Source organism: Caulobacter sp. GW821-FHT09A05, from assembly GCF_059418465.1.
In genome coordinates this window covers 1-20,650 of the sequence record NZ_JBWKPX010000042.1, presented here as the reverse complement: position 1 = coordinate 20,650, position 20,650 = coordinate 1, and the positions used below count along the sequence as shown (strand labels likewise).

The window sequence follows — 20,650 nt, the reverse complement described above, 5'->3', positions numbered from 1 at the left end:
ATTGTCGCCATGGCGGGTGGCGAAGCAGGCCGCAGTCTATATGTTGCGCTGCATGACCGTTGGACGATGCCGATGACCCCGGGCGAAGGGAACGCCCTCGAACTGGCCGCGCGACGCCTGGAGCGCGCCGTCAGTCAGCTGGAGCAGAAGATCACGGCCGAGCGCACCGCGCGCCTGGCCGCGTTTTCGGCCGCCGCGGCGGCGGCCTCGGCGGGATCGGGCGACGATCCGGGGCTGTTCGACGCCGAGGCCCAGGCCCTGGCGGAGTCCAAGGCCGCGCGCCTGGCCCTCGACCTGGAAGCCGCCCGGGCCCGTGAAAAGGCCCTGGAAGAAGCCGGCGAACAGGCCTCCGAGGCCCTGGGCCGGGCCATCGCCGAGATCCGCGCCGCCCTGGGCGACGAGAGCCTGATCACCGAAGGCGTCCACGACGACGAGGACGACCTCGGGGATGAGGGCGCCGAGGCCAGCGACCTGTTCGGCGACCTCGACCCCGACGACGGCGTCACGGAAAGGGAGGCCTGACCCATGGCCCAACTGACCATCCAGGTGAACGGCCGCCCCTACACCGTCGGCTGCGAGGACGGGCAGGAGGCCCACCTGCTGGAGATCGCCCGCCTGTTCGACCGCCAGGTCCGCCAGGTCAGCCAGGACGTCGGCCAGCTGGGCGAGACGCGCCTGTTCCTGATGGGCGCCCTGCTGCTGGCCGACGAGCTGAGCGACCTGAAGCTGCGCCTGGCCCACGCCCAGTCGGAACTGGCCCGCCTGCAGACCGAGCAGACCCGCGTCGAGATCCGCGCCATAAAGGCCCTGGACGCCGCCTCCGAGAAGATCGAGGCCCTGGTCCAGGGGTAGGGAGCGGAGCGCCTTCAGCGGACCAACTGGATTTCCACTGCGGCGGCGTCTCCTGGCGCCGGACGGAAAACAATCCGGTCGCCGAGCCTGGCCTCGCCGGTCTTGGACCAGCGCAATTGCTGATAGCGCGTGCGGGCCTTGGCGCCGTCGGTGAGCGCGACGGCGATCGTCACGCCCTTGGGCTCGATCTTCTGAATCTTCAACTGGCGCTGGAGGGTGGCCCCGAAATCAACGGGCTGTTCGACGATATTCGGTACGGGCCCGGTCGTGCCCGATGCGTCGCCGATATCGATGTTGGGCTCGAAGGGAAGCTCGCCGACGCCGTAGTCCTGCATATAACGTGCATGCTCGGCGCCTTCCCAAAAGGCGCAGGCGACCTGTGCTCCGCCCTTTTTTCCGTCGAACCCGTCGGCGGCGATGATGCACCATTCGATCGGGTTGATGGACGGTTGCGCGTTCTGGGTCGGAGCGCCGTAGCCGGTGAACAGGGTGTAGTTGGTGGCGTAGGCCTTCGAGCCCTTCGGGAAGATCATCGCGCCGCCGTAGGCGGACTTGAGTTGAACTGTTTCGGCCAGGACGCCAGTGCGCACAAAGGCCACGGGCGCCGAAGAGACCACGTCACCGACGCGAAGAACGCCGCTCTTGAAGGTAGGGGCTTCCAGGTTGGCCATGCCCGAAGGGCCGGCCCAGCCCGGGGGCGGCGGCTCTCGCGGCGGGACGTAGGGCGTCGCGCACGCGGTAACCATTCCACCCAGCAGAACCGCAAGAAAAACCTGACGCACGCTTTTGCTCCCCACCCCGTGACAGCTTAATGCAAGCTGACGTTGCGCACTTAGCATCGCGCGCAAGGACTGGCAAAGCTTGAAAAAGAGGGCGCTCTACGAGTCCCCCAGCATCTCCCCAATCACCGCCAGCCCCCGCTCCGCCGCTTCCGGTTCGGCCAGGCTGAAGTTCAGGCGGATGGTCGGACTGGCCCCGCCCTCGGCCAGGAAGTGGCTGCCGGGGGTGAACAGCACGTCGCGCGCGACGCAGCGTTTCAGCAGGGCTTCGACATCGACCCCGTCCGCCAGGGTCAGCCAGAAGAACAGCCCGCCCGGCGGCAGGGTCCAGGAGGCCCGGTTGCCCAGGTGGCGCGCCAGGGCGTCGGCGAACCTGTCGCGCTTGCGGCGGTAGAGGTCGCGGACCTGGTCCATTCGTTCGGCGCGGCCGGGATCGTCCAGGTACTGCAGCACCATCCACTGGCTCAGCCGGTTGGTGTGCAGGTCGGCCGCCTGCTTCAGCTGGACCAGCAGGGGGAACAGGTCCGGCGAGGCGGTCAGGTAGCCCAGGCGCAGGCCTGGGGCGACGGTCTTGGAGAACGAGCCCTGGTAGATCCACGAGCCGCCCGCCATGCCGGCGCAGACCGGCGTGCGCTCGCAAGGCGCGTAGACCAGGTCGCGATAGGGGTCGTCCTCGAACAGGATCACGTCGCTGGCCCGGCAGGCCGCCGCCATGGCCTGGCGCTCCTCGGCGGTCCAGCAGTGGCCGCTGGGGTTCTGGAAGGTCGGGATGACATAGGCCATGGACGGCGCGGCGTCGGCCCAGCCGGCGCCGGGGGCGCTCCTGTCGATGATCTCGAACCGGGCGCCGTAGAAGCGGAACACCTGCAGGGCGGCTAGGTAGGCCGGCGATTCCACCGCCAGGGTCGTGCCGGCGTCGACGACCAGCTTGGCGGCCAGGTCTATGCCCTGCTGCGAGCCCGACAGCACCATCACCCGGTCGGGCGCGGTGTCCAGGCCCAGGGCGGCCAGGTCTTGGGCGATCCGTTCACGCAAGGCCGGCTCGCCCTCGGTGGGGCCGTATTGCAGCAGGTCGCGCGGCGGCGGGGGCAGGTCCAGCCCGGCGAAGGTCTCGGGCGAGGGCAGGCCGCCGGCGAACGAGATCATGCCCGGGCGCTGCGACACGTTCAGCATCTCGCGGACCGGCGAGGGCTTGATATCCGAACTTCGCATCGACAGCCGCGCCATCGCTTTCCCTCCAACAGTGTCAAAGACCTTGACCTATCGACACGATGGGACGGGGCGGCCTATTATGTCAATATGCTTGACCTGGATAATCCTGCCCCTTCGGACGATCTCCACGCTGCGATCGAGCAATTCTATTTCGCCTATCGTGGCTTTACCGATCGCCCCGACCGCATTCTGGAGCGGCGAGGCCTGGGGCGGGTGCACCACCGCATCCTCTATTTCATCGGCCGCCGGCCCGACGTCTCGGTGCGCGGCCTGCTCGACCTGCTGGCCGTCAGCAAGCAGGCCCTGAACGCGCCGCTGCGCCAGCTGATGGAGATGGGCCTGGTCGGCGCCGAGGCCTCGACCCAGGACCGCCGGGTCAAGCGGCTGGCCCTGACGCCCGCGGGCCGCAAGCTGGAAGCCGAACTCACCGAAGCCCAGACCCGTCACCTGCGGGCGGCCTTCGACCGCGCCGGGGCGGAGGCGCAGCGGGGATGGAGCGCGGTGATGGGGGAGATGGTGAAGGGGTGAGCCTTCAACGCCCCGCGCCGGAGGGCGAGGGATCGCATGCGCCAAAAACGGCTGTCATCCCGGACGAGCGCGCAGCGCGAAGATCCGGGACCAGGGCGTGAACTCTGAGCTTGCGGCGGTCCCGGGTCTTCGCTTCGCTACGCCCGGGATGACAGTCTTCTTGGGGCGGAAGTCCCTATGCGATTCCGCCCTCCGCGGTAGCGGGCCGGGCCTAGCTAGGTCTTCTTCACTTGGTCCGCGTGATGAGCGCGGATCGAGGCGAACACGTCCCTCGCCGGTATGCCGCGATGTGGAGAGGCTTGCATCGCGTCATGGACGGGTCCGATTTCCTGTTCGAGCCGGATGATGTCCTCGATCGTCTCGAGCGTCGCGGCGATTTCCTTCACCGCCTTTTCGCGTTCGAAGGACGGACCGTCTTGGGTGAATTCGAGATCCCAGGCCAGATCGCGCAACACCTCGTGAACGGCGTTGGACTCCGGAGGCAGGTCCCAGACGAGCCTTTGGAGGGTCTTGACGTCCTCCAGCGACAGGTTCGCCGCCAGTTGCACGGCCGAGCGCAGGGCTTCCTCGATTCTCGGGTCGAAGACGGCGGGCTTCCGCGACGGGCGCTGCGGCGCTTTCATAATGCCCTAAAGGGCCTTTTCCGACGTCCCGCGTCAATGCGGCGCTGGCGCCCGGCCTCCCGAACGCCTATCTTCCCCCATGGCGGGTCAGCTGTGGCCCTCGTCGAAGATTTCTATTCCCAGGGACCTTAATCTCTCTATCGGGACCTGTTCCCTCCCGTGGCCGTGGCTGCGGGAACACGGGGCCCACCTGTAACAAACAGGTTCGAGCGGATTGAAACGTCTTCACGGTTCTTCACGGCGCCGCCACCCTTCCCCCATACTGCGGTCATGGCCCTCAAAGACCCCGCCGCCGCCAAGACCGCCCTGCGGATGTTCGTCCGCAACCGCCGCAAGGCCCTGGCGGGCGAGCATCCCGAAGCCGACTGGAAGGTGGTCGACGTGGCCCGGGGACCGCTGACCGAACGCTTCCCGGACCCGCGCGGCAAGGTCGCGGCCGTCTATCACGGCCTGGGCTCGGAGCTTTCGGCCCGCGCCCTGGCCGATTGGCTGACCCAGGCGGGCTGGACCCTGGCCCTGCCCAGCGTCGAGGGCGCCGACCGGCCCGAGAGCCAGGGCGGCCACCGCGGTCACATGGTGTTCCGGCGCTGGACGCCGGGCGAGCCCCTGGTCCGCGACACCATCGGCCTGGTCGCCCCGCCCCCCGAACGCCCGATCCTCCACCCCGACCTGGTGGTCACGCCGCTGCTGGCCTTCGACCGCCAGGGGCGGCGCCTGGGCCAGGGCGGCGGCTATTACGACCGCGCCCTGGCGGCCCTGCGCGCCCGCAAGCGCGCCTTCGTCCTGGGACTGGCCTATGTGGGCCAGGAGACACACGGCCTGCCCGATGAGCCCCACGACCAACGATTGGACGCCATCCTGACGGAAAGCGAGTATATCGCCGTCCGAGAGGACTAATTCATGCGTTTTGCTTTCTTCGGCGACGTGGTGGGCAAGTCGGGCCGCGACGGCCTGGCCGACCACCTGCCCGCCCTGCGCCGCCAGCTCCAGCTGGAGTTCGTGATCGTCAACGCCGAGAACGCCGCCGCCGGCTTCGGCATCACCGAGAACACCGCCCGCGAGCTGTTCGAGGCCGGGGCCGACTGCCTGACCCTGGGCAACCACAGCTGGGACCAGCGCGAGGCCCTGACCTACATCGTCCGCGAGCCGCGGCTGATCCGGCCGGCCAACTATCCGATCCTGTCGGATGCGCCCGGCAAGGGCAGCCACCTGTTCCAGACCGAGGGCGGCCGGACCATCATGGTGATCAACCTGCTGGGCCGGGTGCACATGGACGCCATGGACGACCCGTTCGCCGCCGCCGACCGCGAGCTGGACAAGGCTCCCCTGGGCCAGGTGGCCGACGCGGTGGTGGTCGACATGCACTGCGAAGCCACCTCCGAGAAGATGGCCATGGGCCACTATTGCGACGGCCGCGCCTCGCTGGTGGTGGGCACCCACACCCACGTGCCGACCGCCGACGCCCAGGTCCTGCCCGGCGGCACCGCCTACCAGACCGACGCCGGGGCCTGCGCCGACTATGACAGCGTGATCGGCAACCAGAAGGACGAGCCCCTGCGCCGCTTCACCACCAAGATCAGCGGCGGCCGCTATACCCCCGCCTCGGGCCCGGCCACGGTCTGCGGCGTGTTCGTCGAGACCGACGACCGCACGGGCCTGGCGGTCCGCGTCGAGCCGATCCGGGTGGGGGGAAGGCTGAAGGAAACCATTCCAGATTTGGCGTAGGGAGCCTGCCAATGGCCGCGATCCGGTTCAAACAGGTGGACCCGACAGGGCCCTGGACCGCCGAGGGCGGCCGGTATCGCATGGAGTGTGTCGGCGCTCGGGTTGGAGCCACCTGGGTCTTGTATCTGAATGACGAGGCCGTGGCTTGGCCGCTCGAGCACATCGAGTTCCGCCCTCTGACCGACCAGGAACGCGCGACACATCCGGGGCCGCTCCATAACGAACTGTTTCGCGTGCGTCTGCATGGGGACGAGGCCTTGGCTCAGAAGCGGGCCGGTCCGTGGACCTGCCGCGAGATCTACCAGGCGTTCTACGAGGCCCTTCTGAACAGCTCGCCGATGAACTTCCCGCACAGGCTGTGTGAGGTGTCGTTCGATCTCGATGTCTCGCAAGACGCTTGCGACCGCGCAGGCGTCTAGGGCGGCCCGTTTAGCGAGGTTGCTTAAGAATTCAGTGAACCCTGCAAGCTGGCGCCGCTTGCGCCTGTCACACCTTCGGCCAACAGTCGCCGCCGCGACCTCACCCCTTCCGAAGGAGCCTCCCCATGACCGACGCCATCTACACCGCCCATGCCCACGCCGTCGGCGGCCGGCAGGGCACGGCCAAGTCCGACGACGGCCATCTGGACGTCAAGCTGGCCTTCCCCAAGTCGATGGGCGGCGACGGCAACGGGACCAATCCCGAGCAGTTGTTCGCGGCCGGCTACAGCGCCTGCTTCCTGGGCGCGCTTGGCTTGGTGGCTCGCAACCAGGGCGTCAAGCTGGGCGAGCACAGCCTGGATAGCGAGGTCGACCTGATCAAGGACGACACCAGCTTCCACGTCGGCGTGCGCCTGACCCTGAACGCCCCCGAGCTGGACCGCGAGACGGCGGAAAAGCTGCTGCACGCCGCGCACGAGGTGTGTCCGTATTCGAAGGCGACGCGCGGCAACGTGGATGTCGTGCTGAAGGTCGCGTAGGGCCGGCCGGGGACACGCCCTTGCGGCGTGTCCCCGAGGACGAACGCGGCGCTTGAACATAGGGGACGCGCCGCGAGGGCGTGTCCCCATCCGCTACCGTCGTTCCACGATGCGTCCCACGATCAGCTCGTCGATTTCCAGCCGGCGGATCCGCGCGCGGCCGATCGACAGGCGGCCGATGGCCAGGGCGCCGATGGCCAGGGCTCCCACGGCTAAAGCGCCGACCGCCAGGCCGCCCAGAGCGGCCGCGCCCGCCGACAGGGCCCCGGCCGCCGCCGCGCCCCTGGCCATGGTCGAGGGCTGGTCGGCGGCATGGATCGCGTCCTGGTCCTGCGCCTCCAGAGCCCCCAGGCGAGCCGGGTCGAACGGTTCGGACAGGAAATCGGACGGGGTCATCGAGCGCCTCCAGAGCGCGAGTCTAAGCTTGGAGGATGACAATATGGGGCGCCAGGCGCTAGAAGCGCGCCCTACCTTTCATTCGCAGACCAGAGAAGAGCCCCCCGAATGGCCGGCCACTCGAAATTCAAGAACATCATGCACCGCAAGGGCCGCGCCGACGCCGCGCGGTCCAAGCTGTTCTCCAAGCTGTCGCGGGAGATCACCGTGGCGGCCAAGGCGGGCCTGCCCGACCCCAACATGAACCCGCGCCTGCGCCTGGCGGTGAACAACGCCAAGGCCGAGAGCCTGCCCAAGGACGTGATCGACCGCGCGATCAAGAAGTCGCAGATGGGCGACGCGGCCGACTATACCGAGATCCGCTACGAAGGCGTCGCCGCCGGCGGCGTCGGGATCATCGTCGAGGTGCTGACCGACAACCGTAACCGCGCCGCCGCCAATGTCCGCTCCTACTTCACCAAGATGGGCGGCAACATGGGGGCCACCGGCTCGGTGACCTTCAACTACGACCGCGTCGGCCAGATCACCTATCCGGCCAAGGCCGCGACGGAAGACGCGATGATGGAGGCCGCCATCGAGGCCGGCGCCGACGACGTGGTGTCCGACATGGACGAGGAGGGCGAGGGCCACACGGTCTACACCGCCTTCGAGGACCTCAATGACGTGGCCGCCGCCCTGGAAGCCAAGTTCGGCGTGGCCAGCAACACCAAGGTCGCCTGGCGGCCCAAGAGCCAGGTCCCGGTCACCGGCGACGCCGTGGCCACCCTGATGAAGCTGCTCGACGCGCTCAACGAGGACGACGACGTCCAGGACGTCTATTCCAACGAAGAGATCAGCGACGAGGACGCCGCGAAGCTGGGCTAAATCCTTTACCTTCTCCCCTTGCGGGAGACGGTGTCGGTCGAAGACCGACGGATGAGGGGTCTCTCAAACATCCGACGCCGCGCCCAGCCTGACCGCTGGGCGCGGCGTTCGCGTTCTTCGACCCCTCACCCGACCTGCTTCGCGGGCCACCCTCTCCCGCAAGGGGAGAGGGATCGCAGCTCCCCTTTCGCCCGTTCCCCCCTCATGGACGCGCCCCTGCACCTCGCCATCCCGATCCTCGGCGCCCTGGCCGCCGGCGGGGCGATCGGGTTCGAGCGGGAGTATCGGGCCCGGCCGGCGGGGCTGCGCACCCACATGCTGGTGGCCCTGGCCTCAGCCCTGCTGATGCTGGGCGCCGTGCACCAGATCACCTGGCTGCAGGGCGCGCCCAACGCGGTGGTACGCATCGATCCGGTGCGCATGGCCCACGGCATCCTGACCGGGGTCGGCTTCCTGTGCGGCGGGGTGATCTTCCAGCAGGGGGCCTCGGTGCACGGCCTGACCACGGCGGCCTCGCTATGGATCACCTCGGCGATCGGCACCCTGTTCGGGGTGGGCCTGTACGAACTGGCGATCGGCGGCACGGCGCTGTCGCTGGTGGTGCTGAGCGCCGCCCGCTGGCTGGACCGCCACATGCCGCAGAAGAACTTCGCCGAGATCACCGTGCGCTCGCGCCGCGAGGCGGTGATCGACGAGGCCGAGCTGCGGCGGATGCTGGGCGCCTTCGACCTGGAGGGCGCGCGGGTCTGCCAGGAGCTGGCCGAGGGCGGGGCGGTGTTCGCGCTGTCGGGGCCGTTCTCGGGCCTGGGCGTGCTGCGCCTGGACGAACTGTCGGCCGCCCTGCGGGCCGATCCGCGCGTGCTGGAGTTCGCCATCCGCCCGCGCAAGGATTAGGGTCCGTACTCAATAGCGTGTGGGTGATACCCAAGCGAAATCAGCGCTCTAATTCGTTGTCATCCCGGAAAGCGCGTAGCGCTTGTCCGGGACCCGGGGGCCGGCGCAATGCGATCGCCCCTGGGTCCCGGCTCTACGGTCCGCCAGGCGGACCTTCGGCCGGGATGACAACTGAAAATCAACGATCCAATTGAGTCCGCATCTTAGGCAAGGGTTGGAACTTCAGGTTGTCTCCCGAATTTTTCACGCACGATCGGCGTCGCCTGAGCCGATTCCGCAAGCTGGAGTGTTTGAGTCCCGGACCGCCAGGTGGGGTACGCCATGGAACGTCTTCGCTTCCACACGCTCGAGGAGATCCTCTACGAGCTGATGACCGGGCTGCTGTTCTATCCGCGCACGCTGTGGCGGGTGCTGCTGGAGCCGGCGCGGATCGCCGACGCGAGCGGCGAGCCCGCCGCCGACCTGGTCAGTCCGCCGCTGTTCCTGCTGATCTCGATCCTGGCGGCCCACGGGCTGGACCTGGCCATGGGCGGCGAGCTTGGCGAGACGGCGGACGGCTTCGACCCGGCCTCGCTGCTGTTCCGGGGGCTGGCCTTCAGCCTGTTGCCCCTGGTCCTGGCGGCCGGCGTGCTGCGGCGCGAGGGGCGGCCCGTCAACCACGCCACCTTGCGGGCGCCCTTCGACCTGCAGTGCTTCTACGCCGCGCCGTTCGCCATCTCGGTCTCGGTCGCCGTCGTCCTGGTCCGCGGGCCGGCCCCGCCGGTGCAGCTGGCGGGCGTCCTGCTCGGCCTGGGCGCGGCGGCCTGGCATCTCTGCGTCCAGACCCGCTGGATCCGCGCCCGCCTGGCCGTGGGACGGTTCCGCGCCTTCCGGACCGCGCTCTGGCTGACGGGGGTGGCCCTGTTCTTCTGCCTGCTGCCCGCGCCGCTGATCCTCGGCCTGGCGGGTTAGGGGCGGACCCGATCGCGCCGTCGAATGGAATAATCCTTTCAAGGGTATGATCTCGTTGTCATCCCGGAAGCCTCGCAGAGGCTGTCCGGGACCCAGGGGACTGGGCGAAGGCCTTGCGGCTGCCCTGGGTCCCGGGTCCACGGCCCGCTGCGCGGTCCTTCGCCCGGGATGACAACTTCGGATGCCCGTTTCGATGGAGTCCGGACCCGCGCCGGTAAAGCCCGCGTGTACGGCCGCGCCGTCTTCTCGCGGTCATCCGTATCGCGCTATGCTGCGACCATGCCGCTGCGCCTGCACATCGACACCGACTGCGGCGTGGACGACGCCCTGGCCCTGGCCATGCTGGCGCGTTCGCGCGACGTGGTGGAGATCGTCTCGGTCTCGGCGGTGTTCGGCAACACCTATGTCGACCAGGCCGCCGCCAACGCGCGCGGCGTGCTGCGCCTGGCCGGCTGCCCGGCCGAGGTCTATATCGGCGCCGGCTCGGGGGTGGCCAAGCGGCGGGTCGAGCGGATGCGGCCGGCCCACGGCGTCGACGGCCTGAACGGCGCCGGCTTCTCGCAGCGCTGGAAGCTGCCCGAGCTGGACCGGGGGCAGGGCGGCAGCCTGCTGGCCTTTCGCGCCAGGGCGCGGGTGGCCGGCCTGTTCCTGGGCCCGCTGACCAACCTGGCCCAGGGCCTGCTGGAGGACGCCGGCGCCTTCCGCGGCTGGCGGCCGACGATCATGGCCGGCGCCTTCGCCGTCGAAGGCAAGGCCAGCGGCGGGGCCGACTTCAACAGCTGGAGCGACGCCGAGGCCCTGGCCCGGGTGCTGGAGCGGGGTGTCCTGCCGCGCGTCGTGCCGCTGGACGTCAGCTCGCGGGTCACCCTGACCGCCCGGGCCATGGCCGAGGGCTCGGCCGCCTGCGGCACGCCCCTGTCGGCGCGGCTGAACAAGGCGATGGGGCCGTACATGGCCTTCCATCGGCGGGTCTGGGGCGTGGAGGACGGCTGCCACCCGCACGACGCGGTGGTCGCCGCCAGCCTGGTGGCCCCGGAGCTGTTCGTCTTCGAGCCCGCGCGCCTACGGGTGCTGACCGACGGCGAACACCTGGGCCGCCTGGAACGGATCGACGGCGAACCCAACGCCGAACTCTGCGTCGGCGTCGACGCGGCCGCCGTCGAGGCCCTGCTGCTGGCCCGGCTGTTCTGCGCGCCGGTGCTGAACCCGGCTTGAACCTTTGCTCGTTGTCATCCCGGAAAGCGCGCAGCGCTTGTCCAGGACCCAGGTGAGCCGCAAGGCTTCTGCCCAGTCCCCTGGGTCCCGGACAGCCCCCGCGGGGCTTCCGGGATGACTACCGTTGGGGACCTCAGGCGCCGGGCGCGTCGAAATTTAAGCCTCCGTTAGGCAAGTCGCGTGTTCTGCTGAACCTCGTCCAGCGCCTTTTCTTCGAGCGAGAACCGGGCGATGGTGCGAGAACACATGATGAACGCGAATCGCATACCGATCCGGATCCTGGGGCTCGACCCCGGCCTGCGCCGCACCGGCTGGGGCGTGCTCAGCGTCGAGGGCTCGCGCATGAGCCATGTCGCCCACGGGGTGATCGCGCCCGACGACAAGGCCGACTTCGCCGAACGCCTGCTGGCCCTGTTCGAGGGCATCTGCGCGGTGATCGAAGAACACCGCCCCGACGAGGCTGCGGTCGAGGAGGTGTTCCTCAACACCAACGCCCAGTCGACCCTGAAGCTGGGCCACGCCCGCGCCGCCGCCCTGATCGCCCCGGCCCGCGCCGGCCTGGTGGTCGCCGAATATTCGACGCGCCTGGTCAAGAAGGCGGTGGTCGGCACCGGGGCGGCCGACAAGGCCCAGATCGGCTTCATGATCGCGCGCCTGCTGCCGACGGCCGGCAAGACCACGGCCGACTGCGCCGACGCCCTGGCCGTGGCCATCACCCACGCCAACCTGCGCGTCGCCAACCGGAGAGTGGCATGATTGGTCGCCTGAGGGGCGCGGTCGCCGAGATCGGCGAGGAAGAGGCGCTGATCGACGTGATGGGCGTGGGCTATGTCGTGCGCTGCGGCTCGCGCACCCTGCAGCGCCTGCCGGCCCTGGGCGAGGAGGCCCTGCTGCACATCGAGAGCCAGTGGAGCGAGAGCGCCGGCCTGAAGCTCTATGGCTTTGGCGCGCGGGAGGACCGCAAGGCGTTCGTGCTGCTGCAGGCCATCCAGGGCGTGGGCCCCAAGGCGGCCATGGCGGTGCTGGACGTGCTGTCGCCGGCCGAGCTGGCCTCGGCCGTGGCGCGCGAGGACAAGGCGGCGGTGGGCCGCGCCTCGGGCGTCGGGCCCAAGCTGGCCCTGCGGATCGTCACCGAGCTGAAGGACAAGCCGATCACCGACGGCCCGGTGTTCCTGGGCGCGCCGGCGACGGCCGCCGCGGCCGCGCCCGCCAAGCCGGCCCCGACCGGCGACGCCGTGGCGGCGCTGATGGGCCTGGGCGTGGCCGAGGTCAACGCCCGGCGCGTCGTCGAGGCGGCGGCGGCGAAGCTGGGCGACGAGGCGACGGTGCAGCAGCTGATCAAGGCGGGTTTGCAGGAGCTGGGGCGGTGAGCGCCGCGCGGACCCCCTCCGGCCCTCCGGGCCACCTCCCCCAAGGGGGGAGGATCTGCGCCGAGCCCGCCGAGATGCTCCCCCTCTGGGGGAGCTGTCGCGAAGCGACTGAGGGGGTCTTGCGCCCATGACCCGCATCATCTCCGGCGAAGCCCAGCCCCACGAGGCCATCCCCACCGCCTCCGACCGCGCCCTGCGGCCCCAGACCCTGGCCGAGTTCGTCGGCCAGGAGCAGGCCAAGGGCAACCTGCGGATCTTCATCGAGGCGGCCAAGGGCCGGGGCGAGGCCCTGGACCACGTGCTGCTGTTCGGCCCGCCCGGCCTGGGCAAGACCACCCTGGCCCAGATCGTCGCCCGCGAGCTGGGCGTCAACTTCCGCGCCACCTCCGGCCCGGTGCTGAACAAGGCTGGCGACCTGGCGGCGATCCTGACCAACCTGGAAGCCAACGACGTCCTGTTCATCGACGAGATCCACCGCCTGCCCTCGACCGTGGAGGAGATCCTCTATCCGGCCATGGAGGACCACGTGCTGGACCTGGTGATCGGCGAGGGACCCTCGGCGCGCTCGATCCGCATCGATCTGGCGCCCTTCACCCTGGTGGCGGCCACCACCCGGGCGGGGATGCTGGCCACGCCCCTGCGCGACCGCTTCGGCATCCCGATCCGCCTGGAATTCTACACCCCGGCCGAGCTGCGCCACGTGCTGCTGCACGCCGCCCGCAAGATGGGCGCGCCGCTGTCGGACGACGGGGCCGACGAGATCGCCAAGCGGGCCCGGGGCACGCCGCGCGTCGCCGGCCGCCTGCTGCGCCGGGTCCGCGACTTCGCCGCCGCCGACGGCGCCCCGATCATCGACCGCAAGGCCGCCGGCCTGGCCCTGGCCCGGCTGGAGGTCGACGAGAGCGGGCTGGACAGCCTGGACCGCCGCTACCTGCGAGCCATGATCGACAATTACGGCGGCGGCCCGGTGGGCGTGGAGACCATCGCCTACGCCATCGCCGAGGCCCGCGACGCGGTCGAGGACGTGATCGAGCCCTACCTGATGCAGCAGGGCTTCATCCAGCGCACCCCGCGCGGGCGGATGGCCTGCGGCAAGGCCTATCTGCACCTGGGCCTGGCCGAACCGGTCTCCGCTCCGAAGATCGTGCAGGGTGGGCTGTTCGGGGAAGAGTAGTTCAGTCTGGACGTTGCGCGCCGTGCCGGATGCGCAGGATCACGACGGCCTCGGTCGAGAACCGATAACGGATCAGGTAGGGATGGATGGTGGCCAGTTCGCGCAGGCCGCGCGAAGTCGCCCGGCCACGCTCGGGATGCTCGACCAAGCTGTTGGCCGCCGTCTGGAGGCGATGGGCGAGACGCGCAGCCGCTGACGGGTTGAAGCCGGCGACATAGGTGAAGATGCTGTCGAGATTGTCGACGGCTTCGACCGTCCAGATGATCCGCCGCAAACCTAATCGCCGGGCTTGGGCGGTGGTGTCGGCGCGCCGTCCGCCCAGGACGACAGCCAGCGACTGACGGCCTCGTGGCTGATCGTCCGTCCAGCCGCGACATCGGCCTCGGCCCGCGCGTCGGCGGCCGCCTCGGCCTCGTCGTCGATCTCATCGAACAGGGAAGGCTCGATTTTCATGGGTCGAACATAGCACTACAAGGGCTGGAGCCCAATACGACGCGCCTCGCCGGAGTCTTGCATGATCGAACCCACCGCCGGCGTCTTCGACGGCCGCGAGCACCAGCTGCCCGTGCGCATCTATTACGAGGACACCGACTTTTCCGGCATCGTCTACCACGCCAACTACCTGCGCTACTTCGAGCGCGGGCGCAGCGACTTCTTCCGGATGATCGGGATCTCGCACACCCAGCTGCACAAGGCCGACACCGCCTTCGCGATCATCCGCATGGAGCTGGACTTCAAGCGCTCGGCCCGGATCGACGACGCCCTGCTGGTGCGCACCACCTACGATCGCGTGAAGGGGCCGCGCCTCTATGTCAGCCAGCGGATCACCCGCGGCGACGACCTGATCGTCCAGGCGGCCGGCGAGGCGGTCTGCATCACCCTGGACGGCCGGCCGCGCAAGCCGACGGCGGAGATGCTGGCCCAGATGGCGCCGTGGCTGGAGGCGACGGGTTAGGGTCGCGGACGCCCCCTCCGTCACGCCGCTACGCGACGCGCCACCTCCCCCGTTGCACGGGGGAGGAGAAGGTCGGCCCGCTTCCTCCTCACCCGCATCGCGGGGGAGGTGGCGCGATGCGGATACGCATCGTGACGGAGGGGGCGTCCCAGGTTGACGCTCAACCCCTCATCATCAAAAAACCCGCGCTCCCGCCGATCGTCATAGTTTCACCATTGCCCCGCTTCATGCCAGTAAGGCGCAACGGAACCCCGGGAGGTGCGCTATTCACCTTCCACGATACTGACGCCCCAACGGAGCAGGACCCCCGCATGGACGCCGCCGCAGGCCCTCAGAGCTTTTCCTTCGTTTCGCTGTTCCTCCAGGCCGACTGGGTGGTCAAGGCGGTGATGATCGGGCTGATCCTGGCCTCGCTGGGCTCGTGGGCGGTGATCATCGACAAGCTGTTCCGCTTCGCGGCGATGAACGGCGCCGCCAACCGATTCGAGGACCAGGTCGGCTCGGGCCAGGGGCTGGAGGAGGTCGCCGCCCAGGCCGGCCCCAACCCGCGCCACCCGCTGCCGCGCATGCTGCAGCTGGCCCTGAAGGAATGGCGCGACGCCAAGGCCAAGGGGCCGGTGGGCGAGGCCCAGGCCGCCTTCCTGATTCAGCGCATCGACCGGATGATGGACACCCTGATCTCGCGCGAGACCGGCAAGGCCGAGGAAGGCCTGGGCAGCCTGGCCATCGTCGCCACCGCCAGCCCGTTCATCGGCCTGTTCGGCACGGTCTGGGGCATCATGCACGCCTTCCAGAACATCGCCCTGTCGAAGAACACGTCGCTGGCCGTCGTCGCCCCGTCGATCGCCGAGGCGCTGTTCGCCACCGCCATCGGCCTGATCGCCGCCATCCCGGCCTATATCGCCTACAACAAGTTCTCGACCGACGCGGGCAAGTACGCCGACCGCCTGGGCAACTTCGCCGACGACCTGTCGACGGCCATCCAGCGCCGCCTCAGCGAGCGGGTCTGACCCCATGGCCATGTCCGCCAACGACGCCTTCGCCACCGGCGGCCGTCGCGGCCGTCGTCGCGGTCGACGCCGGGGCAAGGGCGCCCTGTCCGAGATCAACGTCACCCCGCTGGTCGACGTCATGCTGGTGCTGCTGATCATCTTCATGATCAGCGCCCCGCTGCTGACCGCCGGCGTGCCGCTGGAGCTGCCCAAGACCGAGGCCGCCGCCCTGCAGAACCAGCAGGAGCCGATCACCGTCTCGATCAAGGCCGACGGCGCGGTGTTCATCGGCGAGGGCGAGGTTCCCTTCAACGAGCTGGCCCCGCGCATCTCGTCGATCGCCGGCGACGGCTACGACAAGCCGATCTTCGTGCGCGCCGACGGCAAGGCCAACTACGCCACGGTGGCCCAGGTGATGGCGGCGCTGTCGAACGCCGGCTTCGCCAAGATCAACCTGCTGACCGACACCGGCGGCCCGTCCTCGGGCGCGCCGGCGAAGGCCGCGGGCGCCTCGGACGCGGGCGCCCTGCGTCCGGCGCAGTGAGGCGGTGGTGTCTGGTTTCCTTAGCTCCGCTCATCCCGGCGAATGCCGGGACCCAGATGGAATGGCTCTGAAGCCGACGCCAAATGGCGCAGCGCTCTTCCAATCATCCACCCCGCCTTGGGATCTGGGTCCCGGCATTCGCCGGGATGAGCGGATTTGGGGTGCGTTCGCATGAACTATCGCGACGACCGCACCAACTTCTCCCCCGCCCTGGTCGGGTCGATCGGCCTCCACGTGCTGGTGGTGGCCGCGATCCTGATCGGGCCGTGGAAGCCGTCCAAGCCGGTGATCATCGGCGAGAGCGTGCCGGTGACCATCGTCACCGAGGGGCCGACCAACGTGCGCCCCGCGATCGAGGACGTGCAGGACCAGACGGCCCAGACCGAGGAGCCGACGCCCGAGGCCGACCCGCAGCCGCCGGCCCCGGTTCCCGCGCCCGTGCCGACGCCCGCCCCGGCCCCGCCGAAGACCGCCCCCGCCCCGACCCCGACGCCCAAGCCGCCGACGCCGAAACCGCCGCCGCCCAAGCCGGCCAAGCCCGAGCCCGACTTTTTCGCCTCGCTGGAAAAGACCCTGGCCAAGACGCCCAAGGCCGCCGGCAAGCCGGTGGCCAACGCCGCCAAGGGGCCGACCCGTCCGGAGACCGCCACCCAGGCCCGTCCCGGCGCCGGGGCGATGACCGGCCTGCAGGCCGCGGCGATCAACGGCATGAAGGACGAGATCCAGCGCCGCTGGAACCCCAATTGCGAGGTCGAGGGCGGCGCGGCCGTGCAGGTCAAGGTCAGCTTCAAGCTGGCCACCGGCGGGCGCATCGTCGGCCAGGTGACGGCCGCCGACGCCGAGCGCTCGGCCGACCCGGTGGTCAAGGCCGCCGCCGACCGGGCCATTCGCGCCGTCTACCAGTCGGCCCCGTTCGAGGGCCTGCCGCCCGACTATTACGGCCAGCAACTCAATTTGAACTTCAAGGCGCGCGACGCTTGCGCGGCGCGATAGGGAGGATGCCCAGCATGAACCTCAAGTCCGTCTTCTCCAGTCTGGCCGGCGCCGCCGTCCTGGCCCTGTCCCTGGCCGCCTTCGCGCCCACCGTCGCCCGCGCCCAGATCGAGGTCGACATCGACAAGGGCGCGGTCAAGCCGCTGCCGGTGGCCATTCCCGCCTTTTCGGGCGGCGGGCGCGGGGCCGACATCTCGCAGGTCATCAGCGGCAATCTCGAGCGCTCGGGCCTGTTCCAGCCGCTGAACGTCAGCAACGTCGCCGACAAGCTGGCCGACGTGAACGTCCAGCCGCGCTTCCCCGACTGGCAGGCGACCGGGGCCCAGGCCCTGATCAACGGCCAGGTCACCGTCGGCGCCGACGGCACCCTGCGCGTCGATTTCCGCCTGTGGGACACCTTCAGCCAGCAGCAGCTGCTGGGCCTGCAGTTCACCTCGACCGCCGAGAACTGGCGGCGCGTGGCCCACAAGATCAGCGACGCGGTCTATGAGCGGCTGACCGGCGAGAAGGGCTATTTCGACACCCGCGTGGTGTTCGTCGCCGAGAGCGGCTCCAAGCTGGCCCGGGTCAAGAAGCTGGCGATCATGGACCAGGACGGCGCCAACCCGCAGTACCTGACCGATGGCTCCTACATCGTCATGACCCCGCGCTTCTCCTCGACCAGCCAGGAGATCACCTACATGGCGCTGCGGCCCACGGGGTCGAGCATCTACCTGACCAACCTGGAGACCGCCCGCACCGAGACCATCGGCAAGTTCCCCGGCATGGTGTTCGCCCCGCGCTTCTCGCCGGACGGCAGCAAGGTGGCGTTCTCGGTCGAGAAGGGCGGCAATTCCGACATCTATGTGATGGACCTGCGCAGCCGGTCGTCGACGCGGATCACCACCGACCCGGCCATCGACACCTCGCCGTCGTTCTCGCCGGACGGCAGCAAGATCGTGTTCAATTCCGACCGCGGCGGCCAGGCCCAGCTCTATGTGATGAACGTCGACGGCAGCGGCGTGCGCCGCATCTCGTACGGCGGGGGCCGCTACACCACTCCGGTGTGGAGCCCGCGCGGCGACTTCATCGCCTTCACCAAGCAGACCGGCGGCGAGTTCCACATCGGCGTCATGCGGGCCGACGGCGGCGACGAGCGGCTGCTGACCACCAGCTACCTGGACGAGGGCCCGACCTGGGCGCCCAACGGCCGGGTGCTGATGTTCTCGCGCGAGAGCGCCAACGGCAATTCGCGGCTGTGGACGGTGGACATCACCGGTCGCATCCTGCGTCCCGCCGCCTACCAGGGCGCCGCGTCCGACCCCGCCTGGTCGCCGCTGCTGGATTGATCCACACCTGTTTGAGGCAACCTTCGCCATGGCGGCGCGTTGCCGTGCTGTCGTTCATCCAATGTTCAGGCAGCGGGTGAAACCAGGTGGTGGTGCGACATTCTGACGCCATTGTGAGGTGCAAGGTACGATTTCACGCGGCGCCACGAAGGCTACACGCGTTAGAACTGTCAACCTTGGCCGTGGACTTGAGGAGAAACTGGATGAGCTTCGACACCCAACGCGTCGCTAGACTGGCGATGATCGGTCTGGCGGCCGCCTCGCTCGCCGCCTGTGCTTCGCGGCCGAAGCCCGCGGGGCCCGCGGAACCGACGCCGACAGCCTCGCAGCCCACGCCTCCGCCCTACCAGGCGCCGGCCACGCCGGAGTCGCCGGTCAACCAGGGTCCGCTGCCGGGCACGGTGCAGGACTTCGTGATCAACATCGGCGAGCGGATCTATTTCGACACCGACAGCTACGACATCCGCAGCGACGCCCAGCCGACCCTGGCGGCCCAGGCCCAGTGGCTGAACCGCTACCCGGCCGTGCGCGTGCGCATCGAGGGCAACGCCGACGAGCGCGGCACCCGCGAGTACAACCTGGCCCTGGGCGCCCGCCGCGCCAACGCCGTCCGCGAATTCCTGACCGGCCAGGGCGTCTCGGGCTCGCGCATCGAGACCCTGTCCTACGGCAAGGAACGCCCGATCGATCCGGGCACCAACGAGGACGCCTGGGCCAAGAACCGCAACGCCCGCACCGCCATCACCGACGGGGCGCGGTAGACTGTTCTGAACGCCTCCTTCGGCGACGAAGGAGGCGTACTCTCTCGTTTGTCATCCCGGACGAGCGCGCAGCGCGAAGATCCGGGACCGACGCTGAACGCAAGCGTTTCCGGCGGTCCCGGATCGGCGCCCGGCTTTCGCCGGGCTTGTCCGGGATGACAGAGTTTTTGTCGCGCGCTGACTAGTGGCCGCACTTTTGTCCGCAACCGGGGCATAATCGCCGACATGACGCTGAAAGCCGCTCTGCTCGCCTCCGTCCTGGCCCTGACCGCCGTGCCCGCCCTCGCCCCCGTGGCGATGGCCCAGACCGCCATGCCCGATCCGCTGGACGACCGCTCGGTCAAGCGGCTGGACAAGATGGAGAAGGTGGTCCGCGAACTGCGGGCGATCGTCTTCCAGGGCCGCGACACCGGCAAGCCCGTGGTCGTCCAGGCGGCCGAGACCGACGCCCAGATCGCGGCGATGTCGGACCGCATGCGCGACCTCGAACAGACCCTGACCAAGCTGAACGGCCAGAACGAGGGCCTGACCCACGACCTGGACCAGGCGCGCCGCGCCAACGACGCCGAGAAGGCCCGGGCCGACGCCCTGGACCAGCGCCTGGCCGCCCTGGAAAAGCGCATCGCCGACCAGGAGGCCGCCGCCACGGCCGCGGCCGCCGCCGCCGCGCCGGTCGCCGCCGCGTCCGCCCCGGCCCCGACCGACCCCGCCACGGCCTTCAAGTCGGCGCGGCAGATGCTGCTGGACGGCGACTATGGCGGCGCCGAACAGGCCTTCGCCGGCTATGTCGAGGCCTTCCCCGACAGCGCCAAGGCCCCGGAGGCCCGCTACTGGCTGGGCGAGACCCAGTTCGTGCGGGAAGCCTATTCCGATGCGGCGGGAAGTTATCTGGGCGCGGTGCGTGGCTGGCCGCAGACCAGCTGGGCGCCCGACGCGGTGCTGAAGCTGTCGCGCGCGCTGGTGGCCCTGAAGAAGCCCGCCGACGCCTGCAAGACCCTGGACGAGCTGGCCAGGCGCTACCCCAAGGCCCCGGCGACGGTCACCTCCAAGGCCGCCAGCACGCGGGTCCAGGCCAAGTGCGCGGCCTAGGGCGCAAGACCCCCTCAGTCGCTTCGCGACAGCTCCCCCAAGGGGGGAGCATCGGCTCGGCGTAGATCCTCCCCCTCTGGGGGAGGTGGCCCGAAGGGCCGGAGGGGGAGGCGGCAGCCGCATGATCACATCCTTCACCGCCGCCCTCGACCGCCGCCTGCGGGCCGACAGCGCCGCGCCCCTGGCGGTCGGGTTTTCGGGCGGCGGCGACAGCCTGGCCTTGCTGATCCTGGTCCTGGACTGGGCCCGCGCCCGGGGCCGGCCGGTGGTCAGCCTGACCGTCGACCACCAGCTCAACCCCGCCAGCCCCGCCTGGACCGCCGAGGCGGTGGCCAGGGCCCGCGCCCTGGGGGCCGACGCCCGCGCCCTGGCCTGGACGGGCCCCAAGCCGGCCTCGGGCCTGTCGGCCGCCGCCCGCGCCGCCCGCCACGCCCTGCTGGCCGACGC

The 20,650-nt window shown here is 69.8% G+C and carries 28 protein-coding genes and 2 pseudogenes; 22 read left to right on the top strand and 8 right to left on the bottom strand.

The annotated features are described in order from the left end of the window. Positions 1–72: 72 nt before the first annotated feature. Entirely contained in the window at positions 73–522 is a 450-nt protein-coding gene (locus AC07NX_RS24450) for a hypothetical protein (protein ID WP_494645477.1), read from the top strand. A 3-nt stretch (positions 523–525) separates the two neighbouring features. Beyond that, positions 526–852, top strand: a complete 327-nt coding sequence (locus AC07NX_RS24445; RefSeq protein WP_012284839.1) for a cell division protein ZapA — start codon at positions 526–528, stop codon at positions 850–852. Positions 853–866: 14 nt separating this feature from the next. Here AC07NX_RS24445 and AC07NX_RS24440 read toward each other — a convergent pair whose 3' ends face one another. Further along, positions 867–1,634 (bottom strand): hypothetical protein, encoded by a 768-nt coding sequence (locus AC07NX_RS24440; RefSeq protein ID WP_494645475.1) that lies wholly within the window; start codon positions 1,632–1,634, stop codon positions 867–869. 96 nt (positions 1,635–1,730) lie between these two features. After that, complete coding sequence (locus AC07NX_RS24435) at positions 1,731–2,843, bottom strand: aminotransferase-like domain-containing protein (protein WP_494645473.1); 1,113 nt, start codon at positions 2,841–2,843, stop codon at positions 1,731–1,733. A gap of 87 nt (positions 2,844–2,930) precedes the next feature. Here AC07NX_RS24435 and AC07NX_RS24430 point away from each other — a divergent pair, with 87 nt between their 5' ends. Continuing rightward, complete coding sequence (locus tag AC07NX_RS24430) at positions 2,931–3,371, top strand: MarR family winged helix-turn-helix transcriptional regulator (RefSeq protein ID WP_494645471.1); 441 nt, start codon at positions 2,931–2,933, stop codon at positions 3,369–3,371. 215 nt (positions 3,372–3,586) lie between these two features. Here AC07NX_RS24430 and AC07NX_RS24425 read toward each other — a convergent pair whose 3' ends face one another. After that, positions 3,587–3,994 carry a hypothetical protein gene (locus tag AC07NX_RS24425; RefSeq protein WP_494645469.1) on the bottom strand — a complete coding sequence of 136 codons (408 nt, stop codon included), beginning with the start codon at positions 3,992–3,994 and terminating at the stop codon, positions 3,587–3,589. A gap of 270 nt (positions 3,995–4,264) precedes the next feature. Between AC07NX_RS24425 and AC07NX_RS24420 the strand changes: the two genes are divergently transcribed. The 4 genes from AC07NX_RS24420 to AC07NX_RS24405 all read left to right on the top strand — a co-directional run bounded on the left by AC07NX_RS24420 (position 4,265) and on the right by AC07NX_RS24405 (position 6,677). Continuing rightward, on the top strand, positions 4,265–4,891 hold the full coding sequence (locus AC07NX_RS24420; protein ID WP_494645467.1) for a 5-formyltetrahydrofolate cyclo-ligase: 627 nt from the start codon (positions 4,265–4,267) through the stop codon (positions 4,889–4,891). Between the two features lie 3 nt (positions 4,892–4,894). Beyond that, positions 4,895–5,719: a TIGR00282 family metallophosphoesterase gene (locus AC07NX_RS24415; RefSeq protein WP_494645465.1), complete on the top strand. Its 825-nt coding sequence runs from the start codon at positions 4,895–4,897 to the stop codon at positions 5,717–5,719. A gap of 11 nt (positions 5,720–5,730) precedes the next feature. Further along, entirely contained in the window at positions 5,731–6,138 is a 408-nt protein-coding gene (locus AC07NX_RS24410; protein ID WP_494645463.1) for a hypothetical protein, read from the top strand. 125 nt (positions 6,139–6,263) lie between these two features. Next, entirely contained in the window at positions 6,264–6,677 is a 414-nt protein-coding gene (locus AC07NX_RS24405; protein WP_494645461.1) for an organic hydroperoxide resistance protein, read from the top strand. A gap of 93 nt (positions 6,678–6,770) precedes the next feature. Here the strand turns inward: AC07NX_RS24405 and AC07NX_RS24400 are convergent, their stop codons facing one another. Beyond that, positions 6,771–7,073: a hypothetical protein gene (locus AC07NX_RS24400; RefSeq protein WP_494645460.1), complete on the bottom strand. Its 303-nt coding sequence runs from the start codon at positions 7,071–7,073 to the stop codon at positions 6,771–6,773. Between the two features lie 108 nt (positions 7,074–7,181). On the opposite strand from AC07NX_RS24400, the gene AC07NX_RS24395 reads away from it, so the two are divergent. Together AC07NX_RS24395 and AC07NX_RS24390 are read left to right on the top strand one after the other, a co-directional pair. Then, positions 7,182–7,937 (top strand): YebC/PmpR family DNA-binding transcriptional regulator, encoded by a 756-nt coding sequence (locus AC07NX_RS24395; RefSeq protein ID WP_494645458.1) that lies wholly within the window; start codon positions 7,182–7,184, stop codon positions 7,935–7,937. A 204-nt stretch (positions 7,938–8,141) separates the two neighbouring features. Beyond that, positions 8,142–8,831, top strand: coding sequence for an MgtC/SapB family protein (locus AC07NX_RS24390; RefSeq protein WP_494645456.1), 690 nt, complete (start codon positions 8,142–8,144; stop codon positions 8,829–8,831). Positions 8,832–8,871: 40 nt separating this feature from the next. On the opposite strand, the pseudogene AC07NX_RS24385 reads toward AC07NX_RS24390, so the two are convergent. Further along, positions 8,872–9,022 (bottom strand): annotated as a pseudogene (locus AC07NX_RS24385) (hypothetical protein). Positions 9,023–9,152: 130 nt separating this feature from the next. Here AC07NX_RS24385 and AC07NX_RS24380 point away from each other — a divergent pair. From AC07NX_RS24380 to ruvB, 5 genes are all read left to right on the top strand, one after another. Beyond that, the gene (locus AC07NX_RS24380; protein ID WP_494645454.1) at positions 9,153–9,782 is read left to right on the top strand and encodes a hypothetical protein; all 630 of its coding nucleotides are present in this window, start codon (positions 9,153–9,155) and stop codon (positions 9,780–9,782) included. A 225-nt stretch (positions 9,783–10,007) separates the two neighbouring features. Then, positions 10,008–10,997 (top strand): nucleoside hydrolase, encoded by a 990-nt coding sequence (locus AC07NX_RS24375; protein ID WP_494645452.1) that lies wholly within the window; start codon positions 10,008–10,010, stop codon positions 10,995–10,997. Positions 10,998–11,231: 234 nt separating this feature from the next. Beyond that, positions 11,232–11,753: a crossover junction endodeoxyribonuclease RuvC gene (ruvC, locus tag AC07NX_RS24370; RefSeq protein WP_494645513.1), complete on the top strand. Its 522-nt coding sequence runs from the start codon at positions 11,232–11,234 to the stop codon at positions 11,751–11,753. After that, the gene (gene ruvA, locus AC07NX_RS24365; RefSeq protein WP_494645450.1) at positions 11,750–12,367 is read left to right on the top strand and encodes a Holliday junction branch migration protein RuvA; all 618 of its coding nucleotides are present in this window, start codon (positions 11,750–11,752) and stop codon (positions 12,365–12,367) included. The genes ruvC and ruvA overlap by 4 nt, the downstream gene beginning before the upstream one ends. A gap of 127 nt (positions 12,368–12,494) precedes the next feature. Next, positions 12,495–13,541 carry a Holliday junction branch migration DNA helicase RuvB gene (ruvB, locus tag AC07NX_RS24360; RefSeq protein WP_035088882.1) on the top strand — a complete coding sequence of 349 codons (1,047 nt, stop codon included), beginning with the start codon at positions 12,495–12,497 and terminating at the stop codon, positions 13,539–13,541. 1 nt (position 13,542) lies between these two features. Here ruvB and AC07NX_RS24355 read toward each other — a convergent pair whose 3' ends face one another. Both AC07NX_RS24355 and AC07NX_RS24350 read right to left on the bottom strand, forming a co-directional pair. Beyond that, a complete protein-coding gene (locus AC07NX_RS24355) occupies positions 13,543–13,815 on the bottom strand; it encodes a type II toxin-antitoxin system RelE/ParE family toxin (protein WP_494645447.1) in 273 nt (90 codons plus the stop codon). A gap of 2 nt (positions 13,816–13,817) precedes the next feature. Further along, positions 13,818–13,994: a CopG family transcriptional regulator gene (locus tag AC07NX_RS24350; protein WP_145682636.1), complete on the bottom strand. Its 177-nt coding sequence runs from the start codon at positions 13,992–13,994 to the stop codon at positions 13,818–13,820. Between the two features lie 61 nt (positions 13,995–14,055). Here AC07NX_RS24350 and AC07NX_RS24345 point away from each other — a divergent pair, with 61 nt between their 5' ends. Continuing rightward, positions 14,056–14,496, top strand: a complete 441-nt coding sequence (locus AC07NX_RS24345) for a YbgC/FadM family acyl-CoA thioesterase (protein ID WP_494645445.1) — start codon at positions 14,056–14,058, stop codon at positions 14,494–14,496. A gap of 28 nt (positions 14,497–14,524) precedes the next feature. Here AC07NX_RS24345 and AC07NX_RS24340 read toward each other — a convergent pair. Beyond that, positions 14,525–14,641, bottom strand: a pseudogene (locus tag AC07NX_RS24340) (hypothetical protein); the annotation flags it as partial. A gap of 166 nt (positions 14,642–14,807) precedes the next feature. On the opposite strand from AC07NX_RS24340, the gene tolQ reads away from it, so the two are divergent. The 7 genes from tolQ to AC07NX_RS24305 form a co-directional block, all read left to right on the top strand. Beyond that, positions 14,808–15,506 carry a protein TolQ gene (gene tolQ / locus AC07NX_RS24335; RefSeq protein WP_494645443.1) on the top strand — a complete coding sequence of 233 codons (699 nt, stop codon included), beginning with the start codon at positions 14,808–14,810 and terminating at the stop codon, positions 15,504–15,506. A 4-nt stretch (positions 15,507–15,510) separates the two neighbouring features. After that, positions 15,511–16,032 (top strand): ExbD/TolR family protein, encoded by a 522-nt coding sequence (locus AC07NX_RS24330; protein WP_145682643.1) that lies wholly within the window; start codon positions 15,511–15,513, stop codon positions 16,030–16,032. 171 nt (positions 16,033–16,203) lie between these two features. Then, positions 16,204–17,025 carry a cell envelope integrity protein TolA gene (gene tolA / locus AC07NX_RS24325; RefSeq protein WP_494645441.1) on the top strand — a complete coding sequence of 274 codons (822 nt, stop codon included), beginning with the start codon at positions 16,204–16,206 and terminating at the stop codon, positions 17,023–17,025. Between the two features lie 5 nt (positions 17,026–17,030). Continuing rightward, positions 17,031–18,353: a Tol-Pal system beta propeller repeat protein TolB gene (gene tolB / locus AC07NX_RS24320; RefSeq protein WP_494645439.1), complete on the top strand. Its 1,323-nt coding sequence runs from the start codon at positions 17,031–17,033 to the stop codon at positions 18,351–18,353. 188 nt (positions 18,354–18,541) lie between these two features. Then, entirely contained in the window at positions 18,542–19,114 is a 573-nt protein-coding gene (gene pal, locus AC07NX_RS24315; RefSeq protein WP_494645511.1) for a peptidoglycan-associated lipoprotein Pal, read from the top strand. 225 nt (positions 19,115–19,339) lie between these two features. Beyond that, positions 19,340–20,203, top strand: coding sequence for a tol-pal system protein YbgF (gene ybgF / locus AC07NX_RS24310; protein ID WP_494645437.1), 864 nt, complete (start codon positions 19,340–19,342; stop codon positions 20,201–20,203). A gap of 121 nt (positions 20,204–20,324) precedes the next feature. Then, positions 20,325–20,650: PP-loop family protein (locus AC07NX_RS24305; protein WP_494645435.1), on the top strand; the 326-nt coding region annotated here is incomplete at its 3' end.

What these genes read in the sequence shown, in the direction of transcription:
- AC07NX_RS24445 (WP_012284839.1), top strand. Translation starts at nt 526, where the DNA reads ATGGCCCAACTGACCATCCAGGTGAACGGCCGCCCCTACACCGTCGGC.
- AC07NX_RS24450 (WP_494645477.1), top strand. Translation starts at nt 73, where the DNA reads ATGACCCCGGGCGAAGGGAACGCCCTCGAACTGGCCGCGCGACGCCTG.
- AC07NX_RS24390 (WP_494645456.1), top strand. Translation starts at nt 8,142, where the DNA reads ATGGACGCGCCCCTGCACCTCGCCATCCCGATCCTCGGCGCCCTGGCC.
- tolQ (WP_494645443.1), top strand. Translation starts at nt 14,808, where the DNA reads ATGGACGCCGCCGCAGGCCCTCAGAGCTTTTCCTTCGTTTCGCTGTTC.
- AC07NX_RS24430 (WP_494645471.1), top strand. Translation starts at nt 2,931, where the DNA reads ATGCTTGACCTGGATAATCCTGCCCCTTCGGACGATCTCCACGCTGCG.
- ruvB (WP_035088882.1), top strand. Translation starts at nt 12,495, where the DNA reads ATGACCCGCATCATCTCCGGCGAAGCCCAGCCCCACGAGGCCATCCCC.
- tolB (WP_494645439.1), top strand. Translation starts at nt 17,031, where the DNA reads ATGCCCAGCATGAACCTCAAGTCCGTCTTCTCCAGTCTGGCCGGCGCC.
- AC07NX_RS24380 (WP_494645454.1), top strand. Translation starts at nt 9,153, where the DNA reads ATGGAACGTCTTCGCTTCCACACGCTCGAGGAGATCCTCTACGAGCTG.
- tolA (WP_494645441.1), top strand. Translation starts at nt 16,204, where the DNA reads ATGAACTATCGCGACGACCGCACCAACTTCTCCCCCGCCCTGGTCGGG.
- AC07NX_RS24435 (WP_494645473.1), bottom strand. Translation starts at nt 2,843, where the DNA reads ATGCGAAGTTCGGATATCAAGCCCTCGCCGGTCCGCGAGATGCTGAAC.
- ybgF (WP_494645437.1), top strand. Translation starts at nt 19,340, where the DNA reads ATGACGCTGAAAGCCGCTCTGCTCGCCTCCGTCCTGGCCCTGACCGCC.
- AC07NX_RS24400 (WP_494645460.1), bottom strand. Translation starts at nt 7,073, where the DNA reads ATGACCCCGTCCGATTTCCTGTCCGAACCGTTCGACCCGGCTCGCCTG.
- AC07NX_RS24350 (WP_145682636.1), bottom strand. Translation starts at nt 13,994, where the DNA reads ATGAAAATCGAGCCTTCCCTGTTCGATGAGATCGACGACGAGGCCGAG.
- AC07NX_RS24405 (WP_494645461.1), top strand. Translation starts at nt 6,264, where the DNA reads ATGACCGACGCCATCTACACCGCCCATGCCCACGCCGTCGGCGGCCGG.
- AC07NX_RS24345 (WP_494645445.1), top strand. Translation starts at nt 14,056, where the DNA reads ATGATCGAACCCACCGCCGGCGTCTTCGACGGCCGCGAGCACCAGCTG.
- ruvA (WP_494645450.1), top strand. Translation starts at nt 11,750, where the DNA reads ATGATTGGTCGCCTGAGGGGCGCGGTCGCCGAGATCGGCGAGGAAGAG.
- AC07NX_RS24425 (WP_494645469.1), bottom strand. Translation starts at nt 3,994, where the DNA reads ATGAAAGCGCCGCAGCGCCCGTCGCGGAAGCCCGCCGTCTTCGACCCG.
- AC07NX_RS24330 (WP_145682643.1), top strand. Translation starts at nt 15,511, where the DNA reads ATGGCCATGTCCGCCAACGACGCCTTCGCCACCGGCGGCCGTCGCGGC.
- AC07NX_RS24395 (WP_494645458.1), top strand. Translation starts at nt 7,182, where the DNA reads ATGGCCGGCCACTCGAAATTCAAGAACATCATGCACCGCAAGGGCCGC.
- AC07NX_RS24415 (WP_494645465.1), top strand. Translation starts at nt 4,895, where the DNA reads ATGCGTTTTGCTTTCTTCGGCGACGTGGTGGGCAAGTCGGGCCGCGAC.
- AC07NX_RS24410 (WP_494645463.1), top strand. Translation starts at nt 5,731, where the DNA reads ATGGCCGCGATCCGGTTCAAACAGGTGGACCCGACAGGGCCCTGGACC.
- AC07NX_RS24420 (WP_494645467.1), top strand. Translation starts at nt 4,265, where the DNA reads ATGGCCCTCAAAGACCCCGCCGCCGCCAAGACCGCCCTGCGGATGTTC.